The 18837-nt window shown below is 75.0% G+C and carries 17 protein-coding genes and 1 pseudogene; 10 read left to right on the top strand and 8 right to left on the bottom strand.

What is annotated here, in order from left to right; translation table 11 throughout:
* Positions 1–29: 29 nt before the first annotated feature.
* Positions 30–1835, top strand: a complete 1806-nt coding sequence (locus P3H78_RS21180) for a GMC family oxidoreductase (protein WP_276110667.1) — start codon at positions 30–32, stop codon at positions 1833–1835.
* A 203-nt stretch (positions 1836–2038) separates the two neighbouring features.
* Here P3H78_RS21180 and P3H78_RS21175 read toward each other — a convergent pair whose 3' ends face one another.
* Positions 2039–3046 carry an LPXTG cell wall anchor domain-containing protein gene (locus tag P3H78_RS21175; RefSeq protein WP_276110666.1) on the bottom strand — a complete coding sequence of 336 codons (1008 nt, stop codon included), beginning with the start codon at positions 3044–3046 and terminating at the stop codon, positions 2039–2041.
* An 812-nt stretch (positions 3047–3858) separates the two neighbouring features.
* On the bottom strand, positions 3859–4206 hold the full coding sequence (locus tag P3H78_RS21170) for a chorismate mutase (protein WP_438828011.1): 348 nt from the start codon (positions 4204–4206) through the stop codon (positions 3859–3861).
* Positions 4207–4489: 283 nt separating this feature from the next.
* On the opposite strand from P3H78_RS21170, the gene guaA reads away from it, so the two are divergent.
* Both guaA and P3H78_RS21160 read left to right on the top strand, forming a co-directional pair.
* The gene (guaA, locus tag P3H78_RS21165) at positions 4490–6070 is read left to right on the top strand and encodes a glutamine-hydrolyzing GMP synthase (protein WP_276110665.1); all 1581 of its coding nucleotides are present in this window, start codon (positions 4490–4492) and stop codon (positions 6068–6070) included.
* A gap of 219 nt (positions 6071–6289) precedes the next feature.
* Complete coding sequence (locus tag P3H78_RS21160; protein ID WP_276110664.1) at positions 6290–7084, top strand: class II aldolase/adducin family protein; 795 nt, start codon at positions 6290–6292, stop codon at positions 7082–7084.
* Here P3H78_RS21160 and P3H78_RS21155 read toward each other — a convergent pair.
* A complete protein-coding gene (locus P3H78_RS21155) occupies positions 7077–8003 on the bottom strand; it encodes a DUF4429 domain-containing protein (protein WP_276110663.1) in 927 nt (308 codons plus the stop codon). The genes P3H78_RS21160 and P3H78_RS21155 overlap by 8 nt on opposite strands.
* 149 nt (positions 8004–8152) lie before the next feature.
* Between P3H78_RS21155 and P3H78_RS21150 the strand changes: the two genes are divergently transcribed.
* Positions 8153–9430, top strand: a complete 1278-nt coding sequence (locus P3H78_RS21150) for a hypothetical protein (protein ID WP_276110662.1) — start codon at positions 8153–8155, stop codon at positions 9428–9430.
* 182 nt (positions 9431–9612) lie between these two features.
* Positions 9613–10140: a TQO small subunit DoxD gene (locus P3H78_RS21145; RefSeq protein ID WP_276110661.1), complete on the top strand. Its 528-nt coding sequence runs from the start codon at positions 9613–9615 to the stop codon at positions 10138–10140.
* A gap of 1 nt (position 10141) precedes the next feature.
* On the opposite strand, the gene P3H78_RS21140 is transcribed toward P3H78_RS21145, so the two are convergent.
* Positions 10142–10381, bottom strand: coding sequence for a hypothetical protein (locus P3H78_RS21140; protein WP_276110660.1), 240 nt, complete (start codon positions 10379–10381; stop codon positions 10142–10144).
* Positions 10368–11816: a PspC domain-containing protein gene (locus tag P3H78_RS21135; RefSeq protein WP_276110659.1), complete on the bottom strand. Its 1449-nt coding sequence runs from the start codon at positions 11814–11816 to the stop codon at positions 10368–10370. The genes P3H78_RS21140 and P3H78_RS21135 overlap by 14 nt, the downstream gene beginning before the upstream one ends.
* A 198-nt stretch (positions 11817–12014) precedes the next feature.
* Between P3H78_RS21135 and P3H78_RS21130 the strand changes: the two genes are divergently transcribed.
* The 4 genes and pseudogenes from P3H78_RS21130 (at position 12015) to P3H78_RS33555 (ending at position 14697) form a co-directional block, all read left to right on the top strand.
* The gene (locus P3H78_RS21130) at positions 12015–13304 is read left to right on the top strand and encodes an ATP-binding protein (protein ID WP_276110658.1); all 1290 of its coding nucleotides are present in this window, start codon (positions 12015–12017) and stop codon (positions 13302–13304) included.
* Positions 13304–14029 (top strand): LuxR C-terminal-related transcriptional regulator, encoded by a 726-nt coding sequence (locus P3H78_RS21125; protein WP_276110657.1) that lies wholly within the window; start codon positions 13304–13306, stop codon positions 14027–14029. The genes P3H78_RS21130 and P3H78_RS21125 overlap by 1 nt, the downstream gene beginning before the upstream one ends.
* A gap of 449 nt (positions 14030–14478) precedes the next feature.
* Positions 14479–14577 (top strand): annotated as a pseudogene (locus tag P3H78_RS33560) (Scr1 family TA system antitoxin-like transcriptional regulator); the annotation flags it as partial.
* Positions 14554–14697: a DUF397 domain-containing protein gene (locus tag P3H78_RS33555; RefSeq protein ID WP_438828010.1), complete on the top strand. Its 144-nt coding sequence runs from the start codon at positions 14554–14556 to the stop codon at positions 14695–14697. The pseudogene P3H78_RS33560 and the gene P3H78_RS33555, both read left to right, overlap by 24 nt.
* A gap of 13 nt (positions 14698–14710) precedes the next feature.
* Here the strand turns inward: P3H78_RS33555 and P3H78_RS21115 are convergent, their stop codons facing one another.
* Positions 14711–15772, bottom strand: coding sequence for a C40 family peptidase (locus tag P3H78_RS21115; RefSeq protein ID WP_276110654.1), 1062 nt, complete (start codon positions 15770–15772; stop codon positions 14711–14713).
* A gap of 422 nt (positions 15773–16194) precedes the next feature.
* Between P3H78_RS21115 and P3H78_RS21110 the strand changes: the two genes are divergently transcribed.
* Positions 16195–16548 carry a hypothetical protein gene (locus tag P3H78_RS21110; protein ID WP_276110653.1) on the top strand — a complete coding sequence of 118 codons (354 nt, stop codon included), beginning with the start codon at positions 16195–16197 and terminating at the stop codon, positions 16546–16548.
* A gap of 25 nt (positions 16549–16573) precedes the next feature.
* On the opposite strand, the gene P3H78_RS21105 is transcribed toward P3H78_RS21110, so the two are convergent.
* Both P3H78_RS21105 and P3H78_RS21100 read right to left on the bottom strand, forming a co-directional pair.
* Positions 16574–17542, bottom strand: a complete 969-nt coding sequence (locus P3H78_RS21105; RefSeq protein WP_276110652.1) for an SLAC1 family transporter — start codon at positions 17540–17542, stop codon at positions 16574–16576.
* A gap of 134 nt (positions 17543–17676) precedes the next feature.
* Positions 17677–18837, bottom strand: a complete 1161-nt coding sequence (locus P3H78_RS21100) for a C40 family peptidase (protein ID WP_276110651.1) — start codon at positions 18835–18837, stop codon at positions 17677–17679.

The raw sequence follows: 18837 nt of genomic DNA, 5'->3' as shown, positions 1-18837 counted from the left end.
ACCGCCCCCGTTCTCAACGAGGAGAGCACGTGTCGCAGGAGAAGTCTGTCCAGACCCGGGACGAGGACGGGTACGACTACGACGTCGTCGTGGTGGGATCGGGGTTCGGCGGGTCGGTCTCCGCGCTCCGCCTGACCGAGAAGGGATATCGCGTCGGCGTGCTCGAGGCGGGCCGCCGCTGGACCCGCGAGTCGCTGCCGAAGAACTCCTGGGACCTGAAGAACTACCTTTGGGCCCCGAAGCTCGGCATGTACGGCATCCAGCGCATCCACCTGCTGGGCAACGTGATGGTGCTGGCCGGCGCCGGAGTCGGCGGCGGCTCCCTCAACTACGCCAACACCCTCTACGTACCGCCGAAGGCGTTCTTCGACGACCCCCAGTGGCGGGAGATCACCGACTGGCAGGAGGAGCTCACGCCGTACTACGACCAGGCGCGGCGCATGCTCGGCGTGCGGCTCAACCCGACGATGACGCCGTCCGACGTGCACCTGAAGGCGGCGGCGGAGCGCATGGGGGTGGGCGACACCTTCCACATGGCCCCGGTCGGGGTGTTCTTCGGGGACGGCCGGGACGCCGACGGATCCGCCGAGGCCGCGCCGGGGCAGCCGGTCGCGGACCCCTACTTCGGCGGGGCCGGACCCGAGCGCAGGGCCTGCACCGAGTGCGGCGAGTGCATGACGGGCTGCCGGCACGGTGCGAAGAACACCCTCAACGAGAACTACCTCCACCTCGCCGAGAAGGCCGGCGCGGTCGTGCACCCCATGACCACCGTGGTCTCCGTCACGGACGACTCGCGCGGCGGGTACGCGATCGCCACGCTCCCCACCGACGACCGGCGGAAGGGCGGGGGCCGGCTCTTCACCGCCCGCCGGGTCGTCCTGGCCGCCGGTACCTACGGCACCCAGACGCTGCTGCACCGCATGCGCTCCGGCGGGCAGCTGCCGTACCTCTCGGCGCGCCTGGGCGAGCTGACCCGCACCAACTCCGAGGCGCTGGTGGGCGCCCAGACCGACGACCGGCGCTACCGCAAGGCCACCGGCGAGCAGAAGGCGGACTTCACCCGGGGCGTCGCCATCACCTCCTCCGTCCACCCCGACGCCGACACCCACATCGAACCGGTCCGCTACGGCCGCGGATCCAACTCGATGGGCGGCCTGTCGATCCTCCAGGTGCCCTACGCCGAGGGCTCGTCCCGGGTGGTGGCCTGGCTGCGCAACGCGGCCCGCCACCCGCTGCTGCTGCTGCGCTCGCTGTCCAACCGGCGCTGGTCGGAGCGGACCATCATCGGCCTGGTGATGCAGTCCCTGGACAACTCCCTGACGACGTACCTGAAGCCGGACGGCGTCGGCAAGGGCCTGCTCACCGCCCGCCAGGGCCACGGGTCCCCCAACCCCAAGCAGATCCGCGCCGCCACCGAGGGCGCCAACGCGCTCGCCGCGGAGATCAACGGCTTCGCCGGCTCGAACGTGGGCGAGCTGATGGGCACCCCGCTGACCGCCCACTTCCTCGGCGGCTGCCCGATCGGCGCCTCCGCGGAGAACGGCGTCCTCGACCCGTACCACCGCCTGTACGGGCACCCCGGCATCTCCGTGGTCGACGGTGCCGCCGTGTCGGCGAACCTCGGCGTCAACCCGTCCCTGACGATCACCGCCCAGGCGGAGCGGGCGATGTCGTTCTGGCCGAACAAGGGCGAGGCCGACCGGCGCCCCGCGCCGGGCGCGGCCTATGTGCGCCTGGAGCCGGTGGAGCCGAAGTCCCCCGTGGTCCCCGCGGACGCCTTCGGCGCGCTGCGGCTGCCCTTCCTCGGGATGCCGGCGGTGCCGCCGAAGAAGTGACCGGCACACCGGAGTCCGGCACGGAGCAGTGACCGGCACACCGGAGTCCGGCACGGAGCAGTGACCGGTACACCGGAGCCCGGCACGGAGCAGTGACCGGCGAGAAGCCGTGACCGGAACGCGAGAAGGACCTGCGCCCCCCTCCCGGCGCAGGTCCTTCTCCTCGTGCGGCGGGTCCTCCCCGCGGTGGGCCCTCGGGCCGCCTACGCGTCCGCGCCGGCCCGGCGGCGGCGCATCAGGACGACCGTGCCCGCGCCGGCCACCACGGCGGCACCGCCGACCAGGCCGATCATCGGGAGCGCGGAGTCCGCGCCGGTGTGGGCCAGGCTGCCGGTGGGCGGGATCTCCTCGGCGCCGCCCTGCGGCTGCTTGCCGCCGGTGGGGTGGGAGCCCTTGCCGGGCTTGGCGTGACCGGGACGGTCGTTGGGAGTGCCCGGCTTCAGCACGGTGAACTCGTAGTAGGCGAAGGCGTTGTGGACGCAGTTCTTCTCCTGGTCCACGTAGCCGCCGAGGCCCACGGTGTAGCCGCCGCCCGCGGGAGCGTGGGCGGTGATGTCCACGCGCAGCTGGATGGCGACCGTCTGCCGGGGGCCGAGCGGCGTCTCACCGAAGTAGATGCCGTTGCCGACCTGGTCCGCGAGCGACTCCCACGTCTTCGTCTTCGGGTTCAGGTACTCCAGGCGGGCGTAGGTGCTCAGCCAGTCCTTCTCGTGCTCGCTCATCGAGTCGTTGTCGACGATCGCCAGCCACTGCACCTGGCCCAGCGACTGCGAGCTGTGGTTGGCCGCGGTGAGCGTGAAGGGGTGCCAGCCGCTGCCCGCGACGATCTTGCCGGGCAGCCCGGAGACCGACAGGGACAGCTGGGAGTCCGGGTCGTCGAGGGTGTCGGTGCACGGCGTCGGGTCGGCGGTGGGCTCCGCGGAGCGGCTCGGCGGCGTCGACGCCGGGGCGGAACCGGTGGCCGGGGCGCTGCTCGCCGGCGTCGACGCCGGGGCGCTGCTCGCCGGGGTGGAGGCGGGCGCGCTGCTCGCCGGGGTGGACTCGGGGGCGCTGGTGGCCGGCGTGACGTCGGCGGACGCCGGCGCGGACACCGAGGCGCTCGGCGACTCGCTCGCGGGCTCCTCCGCGAACGCGGCCGGCGCGGACAGCAGGGCGAGCGGGGCTATGACCGCGGCTGCGGCCGCCGCGCCCAGGGCATGGCGAAGCTTCATGAAGACCTCGGAGATTCCGGCGCTCCGCGGGTGGGCGGTGCGCGTCGGGAGGCCTCCGCGTGTGGGGCGCGGGTGTGGCCCTTGGTTCTGCTGGTGTGACCCGGCAGCCCGTCGAAGGGTTGTGCGGAACACCGGGGAATCTCCGTGTGGCGTACATCACTCCGGAGTCCGGGTGCGGCGAAGGGCCCCCCGGGACGATGTGCCGCGGGGCCCTTCTTGCGTCAGCACCGCCGTCAGGGCAGCGGCGGTGCCTGCGGAGCGGCGCCGGGGGGTGCGCCGCTGGTCTGCCGTGCCCTCGGTCGGAGCCCGGTGCGCGATCGGCGCGCGGACGGTCCCGGCCTCGGGCGGCGTGCTCCAATGCGACGGCCTGCTCGGGGACTTGGGGCGCGAGGGCCTGCTGCGCATCGTGCTGGACGAACGGGGTGCCCGCAACCGTTCGGCCCTGGTTTGTGCATTTTTCTGTTGTCCGCCGGCCGGCCCCGGGCGTCCCCGGAGCCGGCCGTCTGGTTGGGTGACCGGGCTGCTGTCCCCTGCCGTCCGGTCACGTCCCCGGGGCGAGGTCCCACGGCGCGCGGCACGATCCGCACGCCTCATCGCCCCGGAGAGCCACGCGTGGTTCTTTCTGGGCCCGCCCCTGGCTGGCACGGACATCCCGGTCAACGAGACGGGGCGACCTGCGGTCACGCGCCGTACGGGTGAGAGCCGATGCGTACGTACGTGCGCGGGGCGGCCGGGCGCGGAGCGGGGAGGAGCGGGCGCGCGCGGCACGGTCCGGTGCGGCGCGGGGCGGCGACGACCCGTCCGCCGCGAGGTCAGACCCGGCCCCGGCACAGCTCCAGCAGGGTCATCGCCAGGGCCGTGCCCGGCCTGCCGAGGGCGTCCCGGTAGTGCGAGAGGACGTCCATCTCGCGGGAGAGGTTCACCCGCCGGCCCCCGGAGGCGATCCGGGTCTGCTGGATGACGGCGGACACGGCCATGCGCTCCTGGACCAGGCCGATGATGCGGTCGTCGAGCGCGTCGATGCGCTCCCGGGCACCGGTGATCAGGTCCGCGGCGTCCTCGGTGCGGGCGCCGGTCTTCTCTGCGGCGGTGGCGGTCATGTCGGGGCTCCTCGTCGGTTCGGAGGGTGCCCCGGAGCGGCAGGACCCGGAGAACGACAGACGCCCCGGGCCTTGTCGGCCCGGGGCGCCTGGGAAGTCGCTTGGCGTTGGCTCAAGCAGCACGACCATGGCAGCCGGCGGGCCGGATGCCATAGGTAAAGCGGAAGGTCGGGTGCGTGAGCATGCATCCAGTATGCCGCGGTCCGCGGCCCGCTCCAACACGGCCCGGATCGTGAGACGGGTCTCACGCGGGCCGCGGTCCGCCCGGGACGGCTCGGCGCCCGCACGCACCTCGGTAGAATCGGGTGGCACAAGGACCCGCCCCACCGCCGGAAGGCACCCCGTGTCATCAGCGCCTCCCGCTGCCGCCGCCCCCGACACCGTCCTGGTCGTCGACTTCGGTGCGCAGTACGCCCAGCTCATCGCCCGTCGCGTCCGTGAGGCCCGGGTCTACAGCGAGATCGTGCCGAGCACCATGCCGGTCGCCGAGATGCTCGCCAGGAACCCGGCGGCGATCATCCTCTCCGGCGGCCCCTCGTCGGTCTACGCGGAGGGTGCCCCGCGCCTGGACCGCGCGATCTTCGAGGCCGGTGTCCCCGTCTTCGGCATGTGCTACGGCTTCCAGCTGATGGCGACCGCCCTCGGCGGCACGGTCGACAACACCGGTGCCCGCGAGTACGGCCGGACCCCGCTGCACGTCGCGAAGCCCGGCTCGACCCTGTTCGAGGGCACCCCCGCCGAGCAGCCGGTGTGGATGTCGCACGGCGACGCCTGCTCCGCCGCCCCCGAGGGCTTCACCGTCACCGCGTCCACGGACGTCGTCCCGGTCGCCGCCTTCGAGAACGACGAGAAGAAGCTCTACGGCGTCCAGTACCACCCCGAGGTCATGCACTCGACCCACGGCCAGCAGGTGCTCGAGCACTTCCTGTACCGCGGCGCGGGCCTCGAGCCCACCTGGACCACGGGCAGTGTCATCGACGAGCAGGTCGCCCTGATCCGCGAGCAGGTCGGCGACCGGCGCGCCATCTGCGGCCTGTCCGGCGGTGTGGACTCCGCGGTCGCCGCCGCCCTGGTGCAGCGGGCCATCGGCTCCCAGCTGACCTGCGTCTACGTCGACCACGGCCTGATGCGCAAGGGTGAGACCGAGCAGGTCGAGAAGGACTTCGTCGCCGCCACTGGCGTGCAGCTGAAGGTCGTCGACGCCGAGGAGCGCTTCCTCACCGCCCTCAAGGGGGTCTCCGATCCCGAGGAGAAGCGGAAGATCATCGGTCGGGAGTTCATCCGGGTCTTCGAGCAGGCCCAGGCCGAGATCATCGCGGACGAGGGTCCGGCGGTGGAGTTCCTCGTGCAGGGCACCCTCTACCCGGACGTGGTGGAGTCCGGCGGCGGCACCGGCACCGCCAACATCAAGTCCCACCACAACGTGGGCGGCCTCCCCGAGGACCTGGAGTTCCAGCTCGTCGAGCCGCTCCGCAAGCTCTTCAAGGACGAGGTCCGCATGGTGGGCCAGGAGCTGGGCCTGCCCGAGGAGATCGTCCAGCGCCAGCCCTTCCCCGGCCCCGGCCTCGGCATCCGCATCGTCGGCGAGGTCACCAAGGAGCGCCTGGACCTGCTGCGCGAGGCCGACGCCATCGCCCGCGAGGAGCTGACCGCGGCCGGCCTGGACCGCGAGATCTGGCAGTGCCCGGTGGTCCTCCTCGCCGACGTCCGCAGCGTCGGCGTGCAGGGCGACGGCCGCACCTACGGCCACCCGATCGTGCTGCGTCCGGTCTCCTCCGAGGACGCCATGACCGCCGACTGGTCGCGGCTGCCCTACGAGGTGCTGGCCCGCATCTCGACCCGGATCACCAACGAGGTCACCGACGTCAACCGCGTCGTCCTCGACGTGACCTCCAAGCCCCCGGGCACCATCGAGTGGGAGTAGCCGTCCCGCTCGGGCCCGCCTGAGCGTGCGCAGGAGGTGGAACCGCCCGGCGGTTCCACCTCTTTCCCGTTCACCGGCCGGACGGCGGTGCCCGGCCCGGAAACGGACATCTCCTGCCGCGTGTCGGGTGTGCGCGTCATCTTTACAAACCAGCGCTGTCATCCTGGCCGTACCGGCGGTAGCTTCCGGCGCGTAACGGAACCCAGTGCCGGAGGACCCATGCACGGCCCCACTCCGCCCCCGCCCCTGCCCACCGACCGGCTGCAGTTCGCGATGCCGCCGATGCACGAGTCGGTCGAGGACGAACGGCGGCACCGCAAGGAACGGCTCGCGGGGGCGCTGCGGATCTTCGGGCGGGCCGGGCTGGAGGACGGCGTCTCCGGTCACATCACCGCCCGGGACCCGGAGTTCACCGAGTGCTTCTGGGTCAACCCCTTCGGGATGCCCTTCCGGCACGTCACCGTGAGCGACCTGGTCCTCGCCAACCAGGACGGGCAGGTGATCGAGGGCCGCTACCACGTCAACCAGGCGGCGTTCACCGTGCACGCCCAGGTGCACGCCGCCCGCCCCGACGTCGTCGCCGTCGCGCACTGCCACTCCGTGCACGGCCGCGCCCTCGCCGCCCTCGGCGAGCTCCTCGACCCGCTCACCCAGGAGAGCTGCGCCTTCTACGAGGACCACGCCCTGTACGACGCCTACACCGGGGTCGCCGTCGACGCCGAGGAGGGCCGCCGGATCGCGTCCGTGCTGGACACCCGCAAGGCGCTCGTGCTGCGCAACCACGGGCTGCTCACCGTCGGGGACTCGGTGGACGCGGCGGCCTGGTGGTTCCTGTCGATGGAGCGTTCCGCGCAGGTGCAGCTGACCGCGCGGGCCGCGGGCCGGCCGGTCCTGATCGACCACAAGCTCGCCGTGGCGACCCGGGAGCAGCTCGGCGGCGACCTGGTGGCCTGGATCAACTACCAGCCGCTGTGGCAGGACATCAGCCGCGCCGAGCCGGACCTCCTCAGCTGACCGTGCCCTCGGCGGGCGCGCCCGCGGCGGCCGAGGCGCTACCGCGCAGCACCGCCGCCCTGGTCCGGGCGAGCTCCTCGTCGGTGAGGACGCCGTCCCGGTGCAGCTCGCCCAGTGCGCGCAGCCGGCGCAGCAGCACGTCGTGGCGCCCGGTGCGCGCCGACGGGACGAGCGGGCGGCCGCGCCGTCCGGGCGGCGGGCCCGCGGCGCGGGTGGACGGGTGCGGCAGCCGGGCGGTGACCGCGGCCGCCACCAGCGCCGTCAGCAGGTCCCGGCGGGCGCTGCCCCACAGGTCCAGCGCACCGGGGTCCCGCTCCGGAGGCAGCGCGCGGACCGCCGTCTCCCGGGTCACGAAACGCAGCAGGCCCTCCGCGCGGGGGGAGGTGGGCCTCCACTGCACCGCCGTCAGGTCGCCGAGGGCGATGACCCGCGGGCCCAGCGCCCGCTTGGCCCGGTCGGACGTGGCGGCCCAGTCGATGCGGACCCGCGCCCCGTCGAAGGAGACGGTGCCGTCGGAGGTGCGGACCGAGACCGGCACCGGCGGCCCGGCCAGCAGATAGGACCCGGCCGGCCCGGTGGGGACCCGGTCCAGCAGCAGGGCCCGGCGGATCTCCCCGGCGAGGTATCCGGCGGCGGCCGACCGGCGCGGGTCCAGTCGCAGCCGGTAGGGGTCGGCCGCCTCCGGCAGCCGCCCGCCGGTCGCCTCGAGCAGCGGGTCGGCGCCCGCCCGCAGCCGCAGCCGCAGCCGGCCGCGGCCGCCGTCCGGCTCGTGGTCGACGCCCGACACGGCCTCCAGCGGTACGGCGATCTCCCCGCAGGCCCGCCGGAACAGCGGCACGGACCGGTGCAGCCCGGGCGTGATGCGGACCGTGCTCCCGTCGAAGGCCCAGGTCCCGTCGCGCTGGATGATCTCGGCCATGCCCGGATTCTCCCAGCCGGTCAACGCGCCGGGCCCCGGCGTCACCCGCGCCGACCTCACCGGCGGTCCGCGAGGCCCGGTTCGGTAGGGCACAATTCGCTTGCTGGACAAGGGTGTTCGGAAGGTGTCGAGGAAGGCGGGCGTCGGGCGTGGCGGTACAGGAAGCGAGGGGCGGCACCGGGCCTGCGGCCCACGAGGGCGGCTGCACCTGCGGTGACTGCCCGCTCGGGGCGCGTGAGGGGCACCGGCGCGCGGTGGCCGCCTTCCTCGTCCAGCGCGATGCGTTCGCCGCCGGGCAGGGACTGCCCGCGGCGGTCGCCCACTCGGCGTCGGCCTCGCGGCAGTGGGTGTCGGAGGAGCTGACCCAGTCCGCGGAGCTGGTCGCCGCCCGCGGCCGGGCGGAGGGCGGGGCGTGGCTCGCGCGGCTGTGGCACCGCACCGCCGGCGCGGTCGGCGCGGCGCTGGTGCTGCTGCTCCTCGTGCAGGCCCTCACCGCCGTCGGCACCGGCTGGACCGCGGCACGCACGGCGGGGCTGCTGGCCGGGGTCGTGTTCACCGGGGCGGTGGCGGCGGCCTCCTGGTTCCACCGGATGCGCGGCGGTGCGCTGGCCCCGGTGATCGGCGAGGACAACCGCCTGTCCACCTCCCGGGCGGTGGCCGCGGTGTGGGTGCTGTTCGTGGCGTACGCCGTGCTGGTCCTGGTGGGCCGGCTCGTGCTGGCCTCGGACCCCGCGGAGCGCGACGCGCTGATCTCCGGCCTGGACCTGGCGCGCGGCGCGGGCCTCGTGACCGTGCTCGCCGTGGTGTGCGGGGTCGCGGTGCTGGCACGCCGGGTGGTCGGGCTGCGCGTCCTCGGGCAGCGGCTCCAGAAGGTGCCCGGGGACCGGCCCCGGGCGGCGGACCTGCTCACCGACGACGCCGGGCGCGGCGCCCTCACCGACATCCAGTACGTCGCGGTCGCCGCCGTGGCGGTGGCGTTCGCCGCGGTCCGGCTGGCCCGGCGCCCCGACCGGCTGCCCGACCTGCCGTGGGGGCTCGCGGTGGTGGTGCTGGTGTCGGCGGCCACCTACCTGGCCGGCAAGTACGCCGAGGGCGGCCGGGCGGTGATCCTGTCCGTGGTGCGGTCCCGGGAGGCGGGCGACCTGGACGGGCCGATCCGCACCGGCGACGACATCGAGATCCGCGGGGCGGGCTTCGTGCCGCCGGGGGCGCAGGGGGCCGACCGGCTGTCCCGGATGGTGGTCCGCATCGGGACGGTCCACGTCCACGTGCCGCTGGTGCCGGTCGCGGGCGGTTTCGGCAACCCCACGGACACGGTGCTGACCGTGCCGGTCCCGGCGGAGGTGGAGCCGGGCCGGGTCGAGGTCCAGGTGGTGACCGCGGCCGGCGCGGAGACGAACCGGTACACGATCGACGTCACGGACTGACCTCCGCCGCCCGTCCTCTCCCCGGCCGCCCGCCGCCCTGCCCCGGACACGGGACGCCGGACGCCGGCACACCGACACGCCGACACGCCGAAAAACGGCCTTCCGTGTTGAACTCCCGCCCCCCGGCGTACGTATCGTCGGTGAGGGCCCATCGGCACCGCGGTGAGAGGTGGCTGGCAGCGATGACTCACGGTATGCGCGCGGACACGCAGATCTCCTACGGCGGCCGGGGCGGTGACCTGCGCGCGGCCGCCGCGCGCCACGCCCTCCTGCCGCTGCGCCTCTTCCTCGGCGTCACCTTCGTCTACGCGGGCGTCGACAAGCTCACCGACGGCGCCTTCCTGAAGGCCTCCGGCCCCGGGTCGATCGGCGACACCATGCACGCGATCCGCGACTCCGCCGCCGTCCCCGCCCTCGTCGACCTGGCCCTGCACAACCCGGTCGGCTTCGGCTGCGCCATCGCCCTCGGGGAACTGGCCGTCGGCGCCGGCACCCTGCTCGGACTGCTCGGTCGCGTCGCCGCGCTCGGCGGCGCGCTCATCTCGCTGAGCCTGTGGCTCACCGTCAGCTGGTCGACCAGCCCCTACTACTACGGCAACGACCTCGCCTACCTGATGGCCTGGCTGCCCCTGGTCCTCGCGGGCGCGCCGGAGTTCTCCCTCGACGCGGCGCTGCGGGCCCGGCGCCGGAGGCGGGACGACGGCCGGTAGGTCAGCCCGTTCGGGTCCGGCCGGGGGTGCCCGCCGGGGCGCGCACCGCGCGGCGGCGCCTTCGGCCGCGGTGCAGGACCCCGACCGCCGCCGCCAGGCTCAGACCGCCCACGACCAGGGGCACCACCACGAACCAGGGGATCCGCCAGGCCCCGGCCGCGTCCCCGGCGAAGACCACCCCGGTGGTGGTGAGGAAGATCCCGGCCACCAGCCTCCCGGGCTGGACGTCATGACGCAGCACGACTCACCTCCACCTGTCCGAGGCCGATCTGCAGATCGAGACCGAGGGTGCCCGCGTCACGGGTGCCGGCCGCCGGGGGCAGGGTCACCCGGCGATGCCGGCCCGGCGCGACGTCCACGTCCTTCGGGCCGTCCCCCGGCAGCTGGATGTCGCCGACGCCCACGTCGACCGCCATCCGCACGGTCACGTCCGCGGGGACGACCACCCGCAGCCGCCCGGCGCCCATCTCCGCCCGGGTGCTCACCGTCCGCCCGGCGCCGGGCCGCACCCGGGTCAGGTCGAGGGTGCCGGCGCCGGTGCCGAAGTCGTAGGCCGGGCGGACGTCGGCCGCGGTGGCGGGCTGCCAGGTCCGGCGCGCCCAGTGCGTGGAGACGTCCTGCGGCAGCGCCGTCGATCCGGCCAGCAGGGCTGCGGTGACGACGGCCCAGAACACCGTGCCCGCGCCGGTCCGGCCCACGAACGCGCTCAGCGCGATACCCAGCCCGAAGACCGCGAGGGCGCACGCCAGCCCGGTCTGGAGACTGGTGCCGAGAGGATGGCCGTCCCAGGTCAGGGCGGTGCCGAGGCCGCCCGCGACCAGGGCGAGCAGGAACACCGGGCCGCCGATGCGGCGCGGGCCGCGGTCCCGGGCCACCGCGACGCGCCCCGCACGCCCGAGCCGGCCGTCGTGGGCGGCGCGGTCCCGGCCGGGCGCCGCGACGCCGGGATCCCGGACGTCCTGCGGCCCCCACAGGTATCCGGTGCCGCCGACGTGGGTGCCGTCCTTCACGATCGGGTCGCGCCACCAGGAGGCGTGGGCGGCGGGGACCGGCGGCGCCTGCGCCTCCGGCGGGGCGTCGGCCACCGCCTGGGCGGCGAGGCCCGCACCCTGCCGGGCCCCCGGGGCGGACTCCTGGTCGGGCGCCCCGCGGTGCAGCGACCAGTACCCGGCGCCGGCGAGCAGGAGGGAGACGACGACGGCGAAGGCCAGCACCCCGCCGTTGCGCAGCATCGACAGGAACACCCCGCAGCCGACCAGCGCGAACAGCACCGCCGCCAGCGTGGGCCCGTCGACGCGGCCGGTGAGGAGCTTGCGCACCTCGTTCTCCTCCTCGCCGTCCTCCATGACGAGGAGCCACGCGAAGCCGTAGAAGATGAGGCCGATGCCACCGGTGGCGGCGAGCACGGACAGCGTGATCCGGAAGATCACCGGGTCCATGTCGCACTGCCGCCCCAGCCCCGCGCACACCCCGGCGATCATCCGGTGCCGCCGGTCCCGCCGCAGCCGCGGCGGCGCCGTGTCCGGGGTGCCCGGCTCCGCCGCACGGCCCCCCGCCGCCGGATCGCCGGACTCCTGCCGCCCCGCCGCTCCTGTCACGCCCGGCCCTCCGCCCGGGTGCGCCGTGCCGGCGGCACCCGGCCGTCCGCCCGGTCCCGGCGCGCCCTGGTTCGTCATGGGTCCATGGTGACGGGCGCGCTGCCGCCGCGGCAGCCGGGACGACCCTGGTCGAACCCTGATTCGTCCCTGATCCGCGGCGGACGCCCGGGCGAGCGCCGGGAATTCGGGGGGATTCCGCGGCACCGGGGAAGATCAGGGGACTCTCCGGGGCCGACCCTGATGCTCCCCGTGCACGGGCATGTGACCATCGGTGGCATGCCGGACGCCGCAAGCCTGCCCCTCGACGATCCGCGGCCCCCGCGCAAGCTCTACCGCAGCAGCGACGGCCGCTGGCTCGGCGGTGTCGCGCGGGGTCTCGCCGGGCACCTCGGACTGCCCGTGGTCTGGGTCCGGCTCGTCTTCGTCGGCCTGTTCATGGCCGACGGGCTCGGCGCGCTGCTGTACGCGGCCTTCTGGTTCTTCGTCCCGCTCGGCGTCGGCGGCGTCGGCGACCAGCGGGCCCCCACCCCCGTCGCCACGGAGACCTCGGCCGACGGCCGCCGCCGGCTCGTCGCCCGCCGGCCGGACAAGGGCCAGATCGTGGCCCTGCTCCTCATGGTCGTCGTCGCGTCGGTCTTCGTCGGCAGCGTCAACCTCGGCGGCGGCGCGAAGGCGTACCTGCTGCCCGCCGTCCTCGTCGGCGCGGGCGTCGCCCTCGTGTGGCGCCAGGCCGACAACGCGCGCCGCGCCCGCTGGGCCGAGGTCGGCCGGCGCCGCCGCACGCTCACGCTGCTGCGGACCGTCGGCGGTGTCCTGCTGGTCACCGCCGGGGTCTCCGGGATCTTCGTCCTCCAGGGCGCCGGCACCCACCTCGGCTCCGTCCTGCAGGCCGCCCTCGCGGTCCTCGTCGGTGTCACCCTGCTCGCCGGGCCGTACCTGGTGCGCATGACGCAGGACCTGTCCGAGGAGCGCCTGATGCGCATCCGCGCCCAGGAACGCGCCGAGGTGGCCGCCCACGTCCACGACTCGGTGCTGCACACCCTGACCCTGATCCAGCGCAACGCGGAGAGCCCGGGCGAGGTGCGCCGCCTCGCCCGCGCCCAGGAACGCGACCTGCGGGCCTGGCTCTACAAGCCCGAGGGCACCGGCAAGGACGAGGCCGACGAGCCGGCCACCCTCGCCGAGGCGGTCAAGCGCAACGCCGCCGAGGTGGAGGACAAGCACGGCGTCCCGCTCGAGGTGGTCGTCGTCGGCGACTGCCCGCTCGACGACCGGATCGGCGCGCAGATGCAGGCCGCGCGGGAAGCGATGGTGAACGCCGCCAAGTACGGTGGCGAGGGGGGTGCCGTGCAGGTCTACGCCGAAGTCGAGGGCAGGACGGTCTTCGTGTCCGTCCGGGACCGCGGGCCGGGCTTCGACCCGGACGCGATACCCGCCGACCGCATGGGCGTCAGAGAATCGATCATCGGCCGCATGGAACGGCACGGAGGCACGGCGCGGCTGCGCGCGGTGCCCGGTGGCGGCACGGAGGTCGAGCTGGAGATGGAGAGGGCGGAGGACACGTGATGAGCGACCCGACCGAGGGGAACGGCACGCCGGGAGCGGCGCAGGAGGCCGGGGTCCCCGGCGGGCGGCACGTGCGGGTGGTCCTCGTCGACGACCACCGCATGTTCCGTACGGGCGTCCAGGCCGAGATCGGCCGGACCGAGGAGACCGGCGTGGAGGTGGTCGGGGAGGCCGCCGACGTCGACCAGGCGGTCACCGTCATCACCGCGACCCGCCCCGAGGTGGTCCTCCTCGACGTCCACCTGCCCGGCGGCGGCGGAGTCGAAGTGCTGCGCCGCTGCTCCGCGTTCATGGCCGACGCCGAGCGGCCCGTGCGGTTCCTCGCGCTCTCGGTGTCCGACGCGGCTGAGGACGTCATCGGCGTGATCCGCGGCGGCGCCCGGGGCTACGTGACCAAGACGATCACCGGGGCCGACCTGGTCGACTCGGTCTTCCGGGTGCAGGAGGGCGACGCCGTCTTCTCGCCCCGCCTGGCCGGCTTCGTCCTCGACGCCTTCGCCTCGACCGACGCGCCGCCCGTCGACGAGGACCTCGACCGCCTCACCCAGCGCGAGCGGGAGGTACTGCGGCTGATCGCCCGCGGCTACGCCTACAAGGAGATCGCCAAGCAGCTCTTCATCTCCGTGAAGACGGTCGAGTCCCACGTCTCGGCGGTCCTCAGGAAGCTCCAGCTCTCCAACCGCCACGAGCTGACCCGCTGGGCCACGGCCCGCCGCCTGGTCTGACGCCCGGTCCGACGCCCCCCGACGGCCCGGCCGCCGGGGGCAGGACCAGCAGGAACCAGACCTCCTTGCCCACGCCGCACGCCCTGCGGGCCGCTCCCCAGTCGTCCGCCAGGGCGGCGACGAGGGCGAGGCCGCGCCCGGACTCGTCGTCCGCGCCCGCCGTCCTCGCCCCGGGGAGCGCACCGTCCGCGTCGGCCACGGTGACGCGGACCCGGTCCTCCGTGACCTCCCATCGGGCCCGGATCTCGCGCCGGGCACCTCCGCGTGCCGGTACGCGTTCGTCACCAGCTCGCTGAGCAGCAGTTCCGCCGCGTCCGTCGCCTCGCCGGGCGGACCTCAGGACACCGCCTGCGCCCGGAACAGCGCGCGTGCCCGGCCCGCGCTCCGCGGGTGACGCGGCCGTCGCCACCCTGTCCTTCGGCGCCGTGGTCGGCAGCTTCGCCTGCTGCGAACCGCTTTTGATTCCGGGCCTGTTGCAGACGGAGGAGTACGCGCGGGCGTTGATCGGGGGAAGCTGTCCGCCGTTGGACGACGAGACGGTCAACGAAGTCGCCCCCTGCCCCCACACCGTCCACGTCCGGGACTCGAAACCCGGCCCGCAGGGCTCCCGCTTCGCCGTCGCCGGGGCAGCCTGGACCGCGTTCGTCGCGCACGCCCGCGGCGCCTGAGGGCCGGCGGGCCTCACGCCACCCGCGTCGCCCCCGCGAACGGCATCTGGTCGATCGGCGCGACGCGGACCGGGGCCGACGGGTTGGGCGCGTGGATCATCATGCCGTTGCCGATGTACAGGCCGACGTGGCTGATGCCGGAGTAGAAGAAGACCAGGTCGCCCGGGAGCAGTTCGGACCGGGAGACCCGGCGTCCCGCGTTGATCTGGGCGTAGGTGGTGCGCGGCAGCGAGACCCCGGCGGAGCGGTACGCGGCCTGGATCAGGCCCGAGCAGTCGAAGGCGTCGGGGCCGGTCGCGCCCCAGACGTAGGGGCTGCCGAGCTTGCGCTGGGCGTAGGTGATGGCCGCCGCCGCGCGGGAGGTGGGGGCGGCGGCCGATCCGGCGGCGCCGAGCGCGTCCCGGACGTCCCCGGCCAAGCGGGAGGCCCGGCCGGTGCCGCCGTCCCCGCCGACCGAGGCCCGCTGCCCGGGGGAGAGTCGGGCGAGCAGTCGGCGGGCCTCGGCCAGCTTGCCGGTGACCGTCCCCTTCTGCCGCTTCAGCTCGGCCTGGTGCGCACGGAGCGAGGTCACCTCGTCGTGCGCGGCGGCGCGCAGCTGGTCGATCTCCCGCAGCCGGCGGCGCACCCGGGCCACCGCGGCCGACTGCCGCACCCCCGCCCGCTCGGCGAACTCGGCGCCGTCGAGGTACTGCCCGGGGTCGTCGGAGAGCATCAGGTGCAGGGTGGGGGAGAAGCCGCCGTCCCGGTACTGCGCCGCGGCGACCGTGCCGAGCGCGTCCCGGGCGGTGTTCAGCTCCTGCTGCGCGCGGGCGGCCCGGTCGCCGAGCGTCCGGATCCGGCCCTCGGCCGCGTCGGCCTTCTCGCGGGCGCCGTCGTACTGCTCGGTGGCGGTCTCCGCCTCCTGGTAGAGCCGCTCCACCTTCGCCCGGACCTGGCCCGGCGTCGGCTGGGGGTCCGCGTGGCCCGTCCCCTCGAAGCCCGTGGCGGTGGCCGCGCCGGCGAGGGCGATCGTCACCGCCGTACGGGCCGTGCCGCCGCCCGGCGTGCGCTGTCGGTGCCTGCGGTGCGCTGCCACCTGGACCCGTCACGTCCCTTCGTCCGACCACGGTGCCGGTGCGCGTCCGGCGGCGGCCCGCACAGGGGGAGCACGCCGCCGCCGGACATTCTCGGCGGTGGTGTCCGACTGCCGCCCCTGGCCCTGGGCGGCGGTGGGGAGCCGGTCACCTGGGGCAGGACGTTATGCCGCTCCGTGTCGGTCCGGTAACTCCATGTGCGGAAGTGACGGGAGGAGATCATGAGGTGACGTCATGTGACCGCAATGGCGACGCGGGGCCGTCGACTTCACGCAGAGTGATGACCGAAGCGGAGGATTCCCCGGCTGCGGACGGTGGCCCGGTGCTATGGGGGCGTGCGCATATATGCAACCGGCGCACGGCGCCCGCCCGCGGAGCGGCCCGGTGTCGTCGGGCCGCGGGGCCCTGATTAGGCTCCCCACCCATGGACGTACTCATCCATCTCTTCGTCGGCCTGCACATCGTCGGCATCGCCGCACTGCTCGGCGGCTTCCTCACCCAGATGAAGGCGATGGGCCGTGGAACGGCCCGCTTCGTCCCCGGAATGCTGCACGGCGCGCTGACCATGCTGGTCACCGGCGCCGTGCTGGTCGGCCTCAACCAGGCCGACGGCCACTCCGTCGACACCGTGAAGATCGGGGTGAAGCTGGCGCTGCTGATCGTGATCCTCGGCCTGGTCTACGTGCAGCGGGACGAGGAGACCGTGGACAAGCGGCTGTTCGGCCTGGTCGGGCTGCTGACGACGGTGAACGTCTTCATCGCCGTGCTGTGGACCTGACGGTCCGGCATCCCGCGGGCCGCGGTCACCGGTCCGCCCGGCACTCCGTGTGCGCCCGCGCCACCGTGGCCGCCGCGACGGCCGCCCACGCCGCCACCGCGATCCACAGCAGCACCTGCCCGGAGCCGGTGAGCGACGGGACGCGGAGCACCGCGGCGACGGACAGCACCGCCGCCCCCGTCGCGCCCAGGGAGAACACGGTCGACCAGCGGCGCTCGTCGTAGCGCAGCCGCGGCCAGGCCAGTTCGGCGGCCAGCAGGACGACGTACCAGCACAGGGCGAGCACGAGCAGCGTCACCGTGACGGAGCGGAGCACCCCGTCGTCGTCGCTGTCCCACAGGTACATCCGCGTGCCGGCGGCGGCCAGCAGCTGCGCCCCGGCCAGCGCCGCGAGGGCGAGCGCCCCGCCCGCGAGCCACTGGTCACCGCGCCCCTCGGTCACCTGCCGGGGGTCGAAGCGGGTCAGCGCGAGGACGTACAGGGCGACCCCCAGCCAGAACAGCGCCATCGCCGCGTGCGCGAGCCACGGCGTCTGCTCCGCGCGGGCCAGGACGGCGGCCGGCAGGGCCAGGCCCTCGGTGGCCGCGCAGCCCAGGAAGACCGGGCCGGACGCCGGACGCCGACCGGCGCGCAGGACGGGCACGAGCAGCCCCGCCCACAGCAGCGCCGCCCCCGCGAGCAGCACGGCCGCCACGAGATGCGCGCCGTGCAGGGCGAACCCCGTGCCGAGCAGCGCCGTCCCGGCGGCCCCGGTGAGCGCGGCCGGGGTCCGCGCCTGCGCCGCCCACACCGCCCGGGCCCGCAGCAGCCGCCACGCGCAGAGCGCCACGAACGCCGGCCAGACGGCGCACGCCAGGGCGAGGGCGGCCAGGGAGAGCGCGCTGTCGCCCGCCGTGTACAGGGCCGCCGACAGGACGCCGGTGGCCATCACGGCGGCCCCGGCCGCCGGGGGACGGCGCGCCCACCAGGCGCGCAGGGGAGAGGTGCCGGGCATGGCCCGATGCTATGGAGCGGCCCGCGCCGCGCGGCCGGGCCACGCGCGCGGGCGCCCGCAAAACCCCCGGCCCGGCGCGCCCGGCCGCCCGCCGGTCACCCGCCCGGGCCAACGCGCCGCCCCGCCCCGGCCGCTCAGGCGGGCCGCACCACGCTGTGGATCGCGGACTCGCCGTCGTAGTAGATCGACTCCTCGCGCACGTACGCGCCCGGCTTCGGGGCGTGGATCATCATGCCGTCGCCGATGTAGAGGCCGACGTGGCTGATGTCGTCGTAGAAGAACACGAGGTCGCCGGGCTGCGCCTGGGAGAGCGGGACCGTCGTCCCGGTGTCCACCTGGTCGTAGGTCGTGCGCGGCAGGGCGACGCCGGCGGCCCGCCAGGCTGCCTGGGTGAGGCCGGAGCAGTCGTAGGAGCCCGGTCCGGTCGCGCCCCACACGTACGGCTTGCCGATCTGGGCGCGGGCGAAGGCGAGCGCCTTGCCGGCCTTGGCCGAGGCCGAGGAGCCCGCCGTGCCCGTGGAACCGGAACCCGACCCGGAGGTGCCGGGGGTGCCGGAGGGTGCGGTGTCCTGCTGCGCGGCCCGCCGGGCCGCCTCCTGCTTCGCCAGTTCCGCGGCCCTGCGCGCCGCCTCCTGCTGCTTCTCCCGCTCCGCCGCGGCCAGCCGCGCCTTCTCCTCGGCGGTCAGCCGGGACAGCAGCTCGCGGGCGTCGGCGAGCTTCTTCTGCACGGTGGCCTTGGCCGTGCGGATGTCGCCCTGCGACGCCGTCAGCGTCTCCAGGCTCCGGGTGGCCTCCCGGCGCTTGCGCAGCGTCGAGGACATCTGCGCGCCGTAGTCGTCGACCATCCGCTTCTGGTGCTCGGTGAGCCGGCTCATCAGCTGCGACTGGTCGAAGTAGTCCTGCGGGGTGTCCGCCAGCAGGAAGGTCGCGGTGTCGGAGGCGGAGGTGCCGGTACGGTACTGGGCCGCCGCGAACGAGCCGAGCTTCTCCCGGGCCTTGTTCAGCCGGTCGGTGCGCTGGGCCACGTCGTCCAGGAGGGCGGCCACGCGCCCCCGCTGCCTGGCGGTCCGCTCCTTGGCCTCGTCGTACTTCTCGGTCGCCGACTCCGCCTGGCGGTACAGGTCGTCGACCTTCTTCTCCACCTCCTCCACGCTGGGCCTGCCGCCGCCGGGCGGGGCGGCCTCGGCCGACTGGGTGAGCAGGGCCACGGAGGTGAGGGCGGCGGTGGCCAGGGCCGGGGTGCGCAGACCTGCCACGCCTGTGCCCGCGGGGCGGGACTTGCGGTGCGACGCCAA

Origin of the sequence: Streptomyces tropicalis, from assembly GCF_029269835.1 — a bacterium.
GTDB classification, from domain to species: Bacteria; Actinomycetota; Actinomycetes; order Streptomycetales; family Streptomycetaceae; genus Streptomyces; species Streptomyces tropicalis.
Note: the sequence above shows the minus strand (reverse complement) of the source record. Positions and strands in the feature narration are given on the sequence as shown.

What these genes read in the sequence shown, in the direction of transcription:
- P3H78_RS21160 (WP_276110664.1), top strand. Translation starts at nt 6,290, where the DNA reads ATGCACGGCCCCACTCCGCCCCCGCCCCTGCCCACCGACCGGCTGCAG.
- P3H78_RS21135 (WP_276110659.1), bottom strand. Translation starts at nt 11,816, where the DNA reads ATGACGAACCAGGGCGCGCCGGGACCGGGCGGACGGCCGGGTGCCGCC.
- P3H78_RS21110 (WP_276110653.1), top strand. Translation starts at nt 16,195, where the DNA reads ATGGACGTACTCATCCATCTCTTCGTCGGCCTGCACATCGTCGGCATC.
- P3H78_RS21175 (WP_276110666.1), bottom strand. Translation starts at nt 3,046, where the DNA reads ATGAAGCTTCGCCATGCCCTGGGCGCGGCGGCCGCAGCCGCGGTCATA.
- P3H78_RS21145 (WP_276110661.1), top strand. Translation starts at nt 9,613, where the DNA reads ATGACTCACGGTATGCGCGCGGACACGCAGATCTCCTACGGCGGCCGG.
- P3H78_RS21155 (WP_276110663.1), bottom strand. Translation starts at nt 8,003, where the DNA reads ATGGCCGAGATCATCCAGCGCGACGGGACCTGGGCCTTCGACGGGAGC.
- P3H78_RS21105 (WP_276110652.1), bottom strand. Translation starts at nt 17,542, where the DNA reads ATGCCCGGCACCTCTCCCCTGCGCGCCTGGTGGGCGCGCCGTCCCCCG.
- P3H78_RS21125 (WP_276110657.1), top strand. Translation starts at nt 13,304, where the DNA reads ATGAGCGACCCGACCGAGGGGAACGGCACGCCGGGAGCGGCGCAGGAG.
- P3H78_RS21130 (WP_276110658.1), top strand. Translation starts at nt 12,015, where the DNA reads ATGCCGGACGCCGCAAGCCTGCCCCTCGACGATCCGCGGCCCCCGCGC.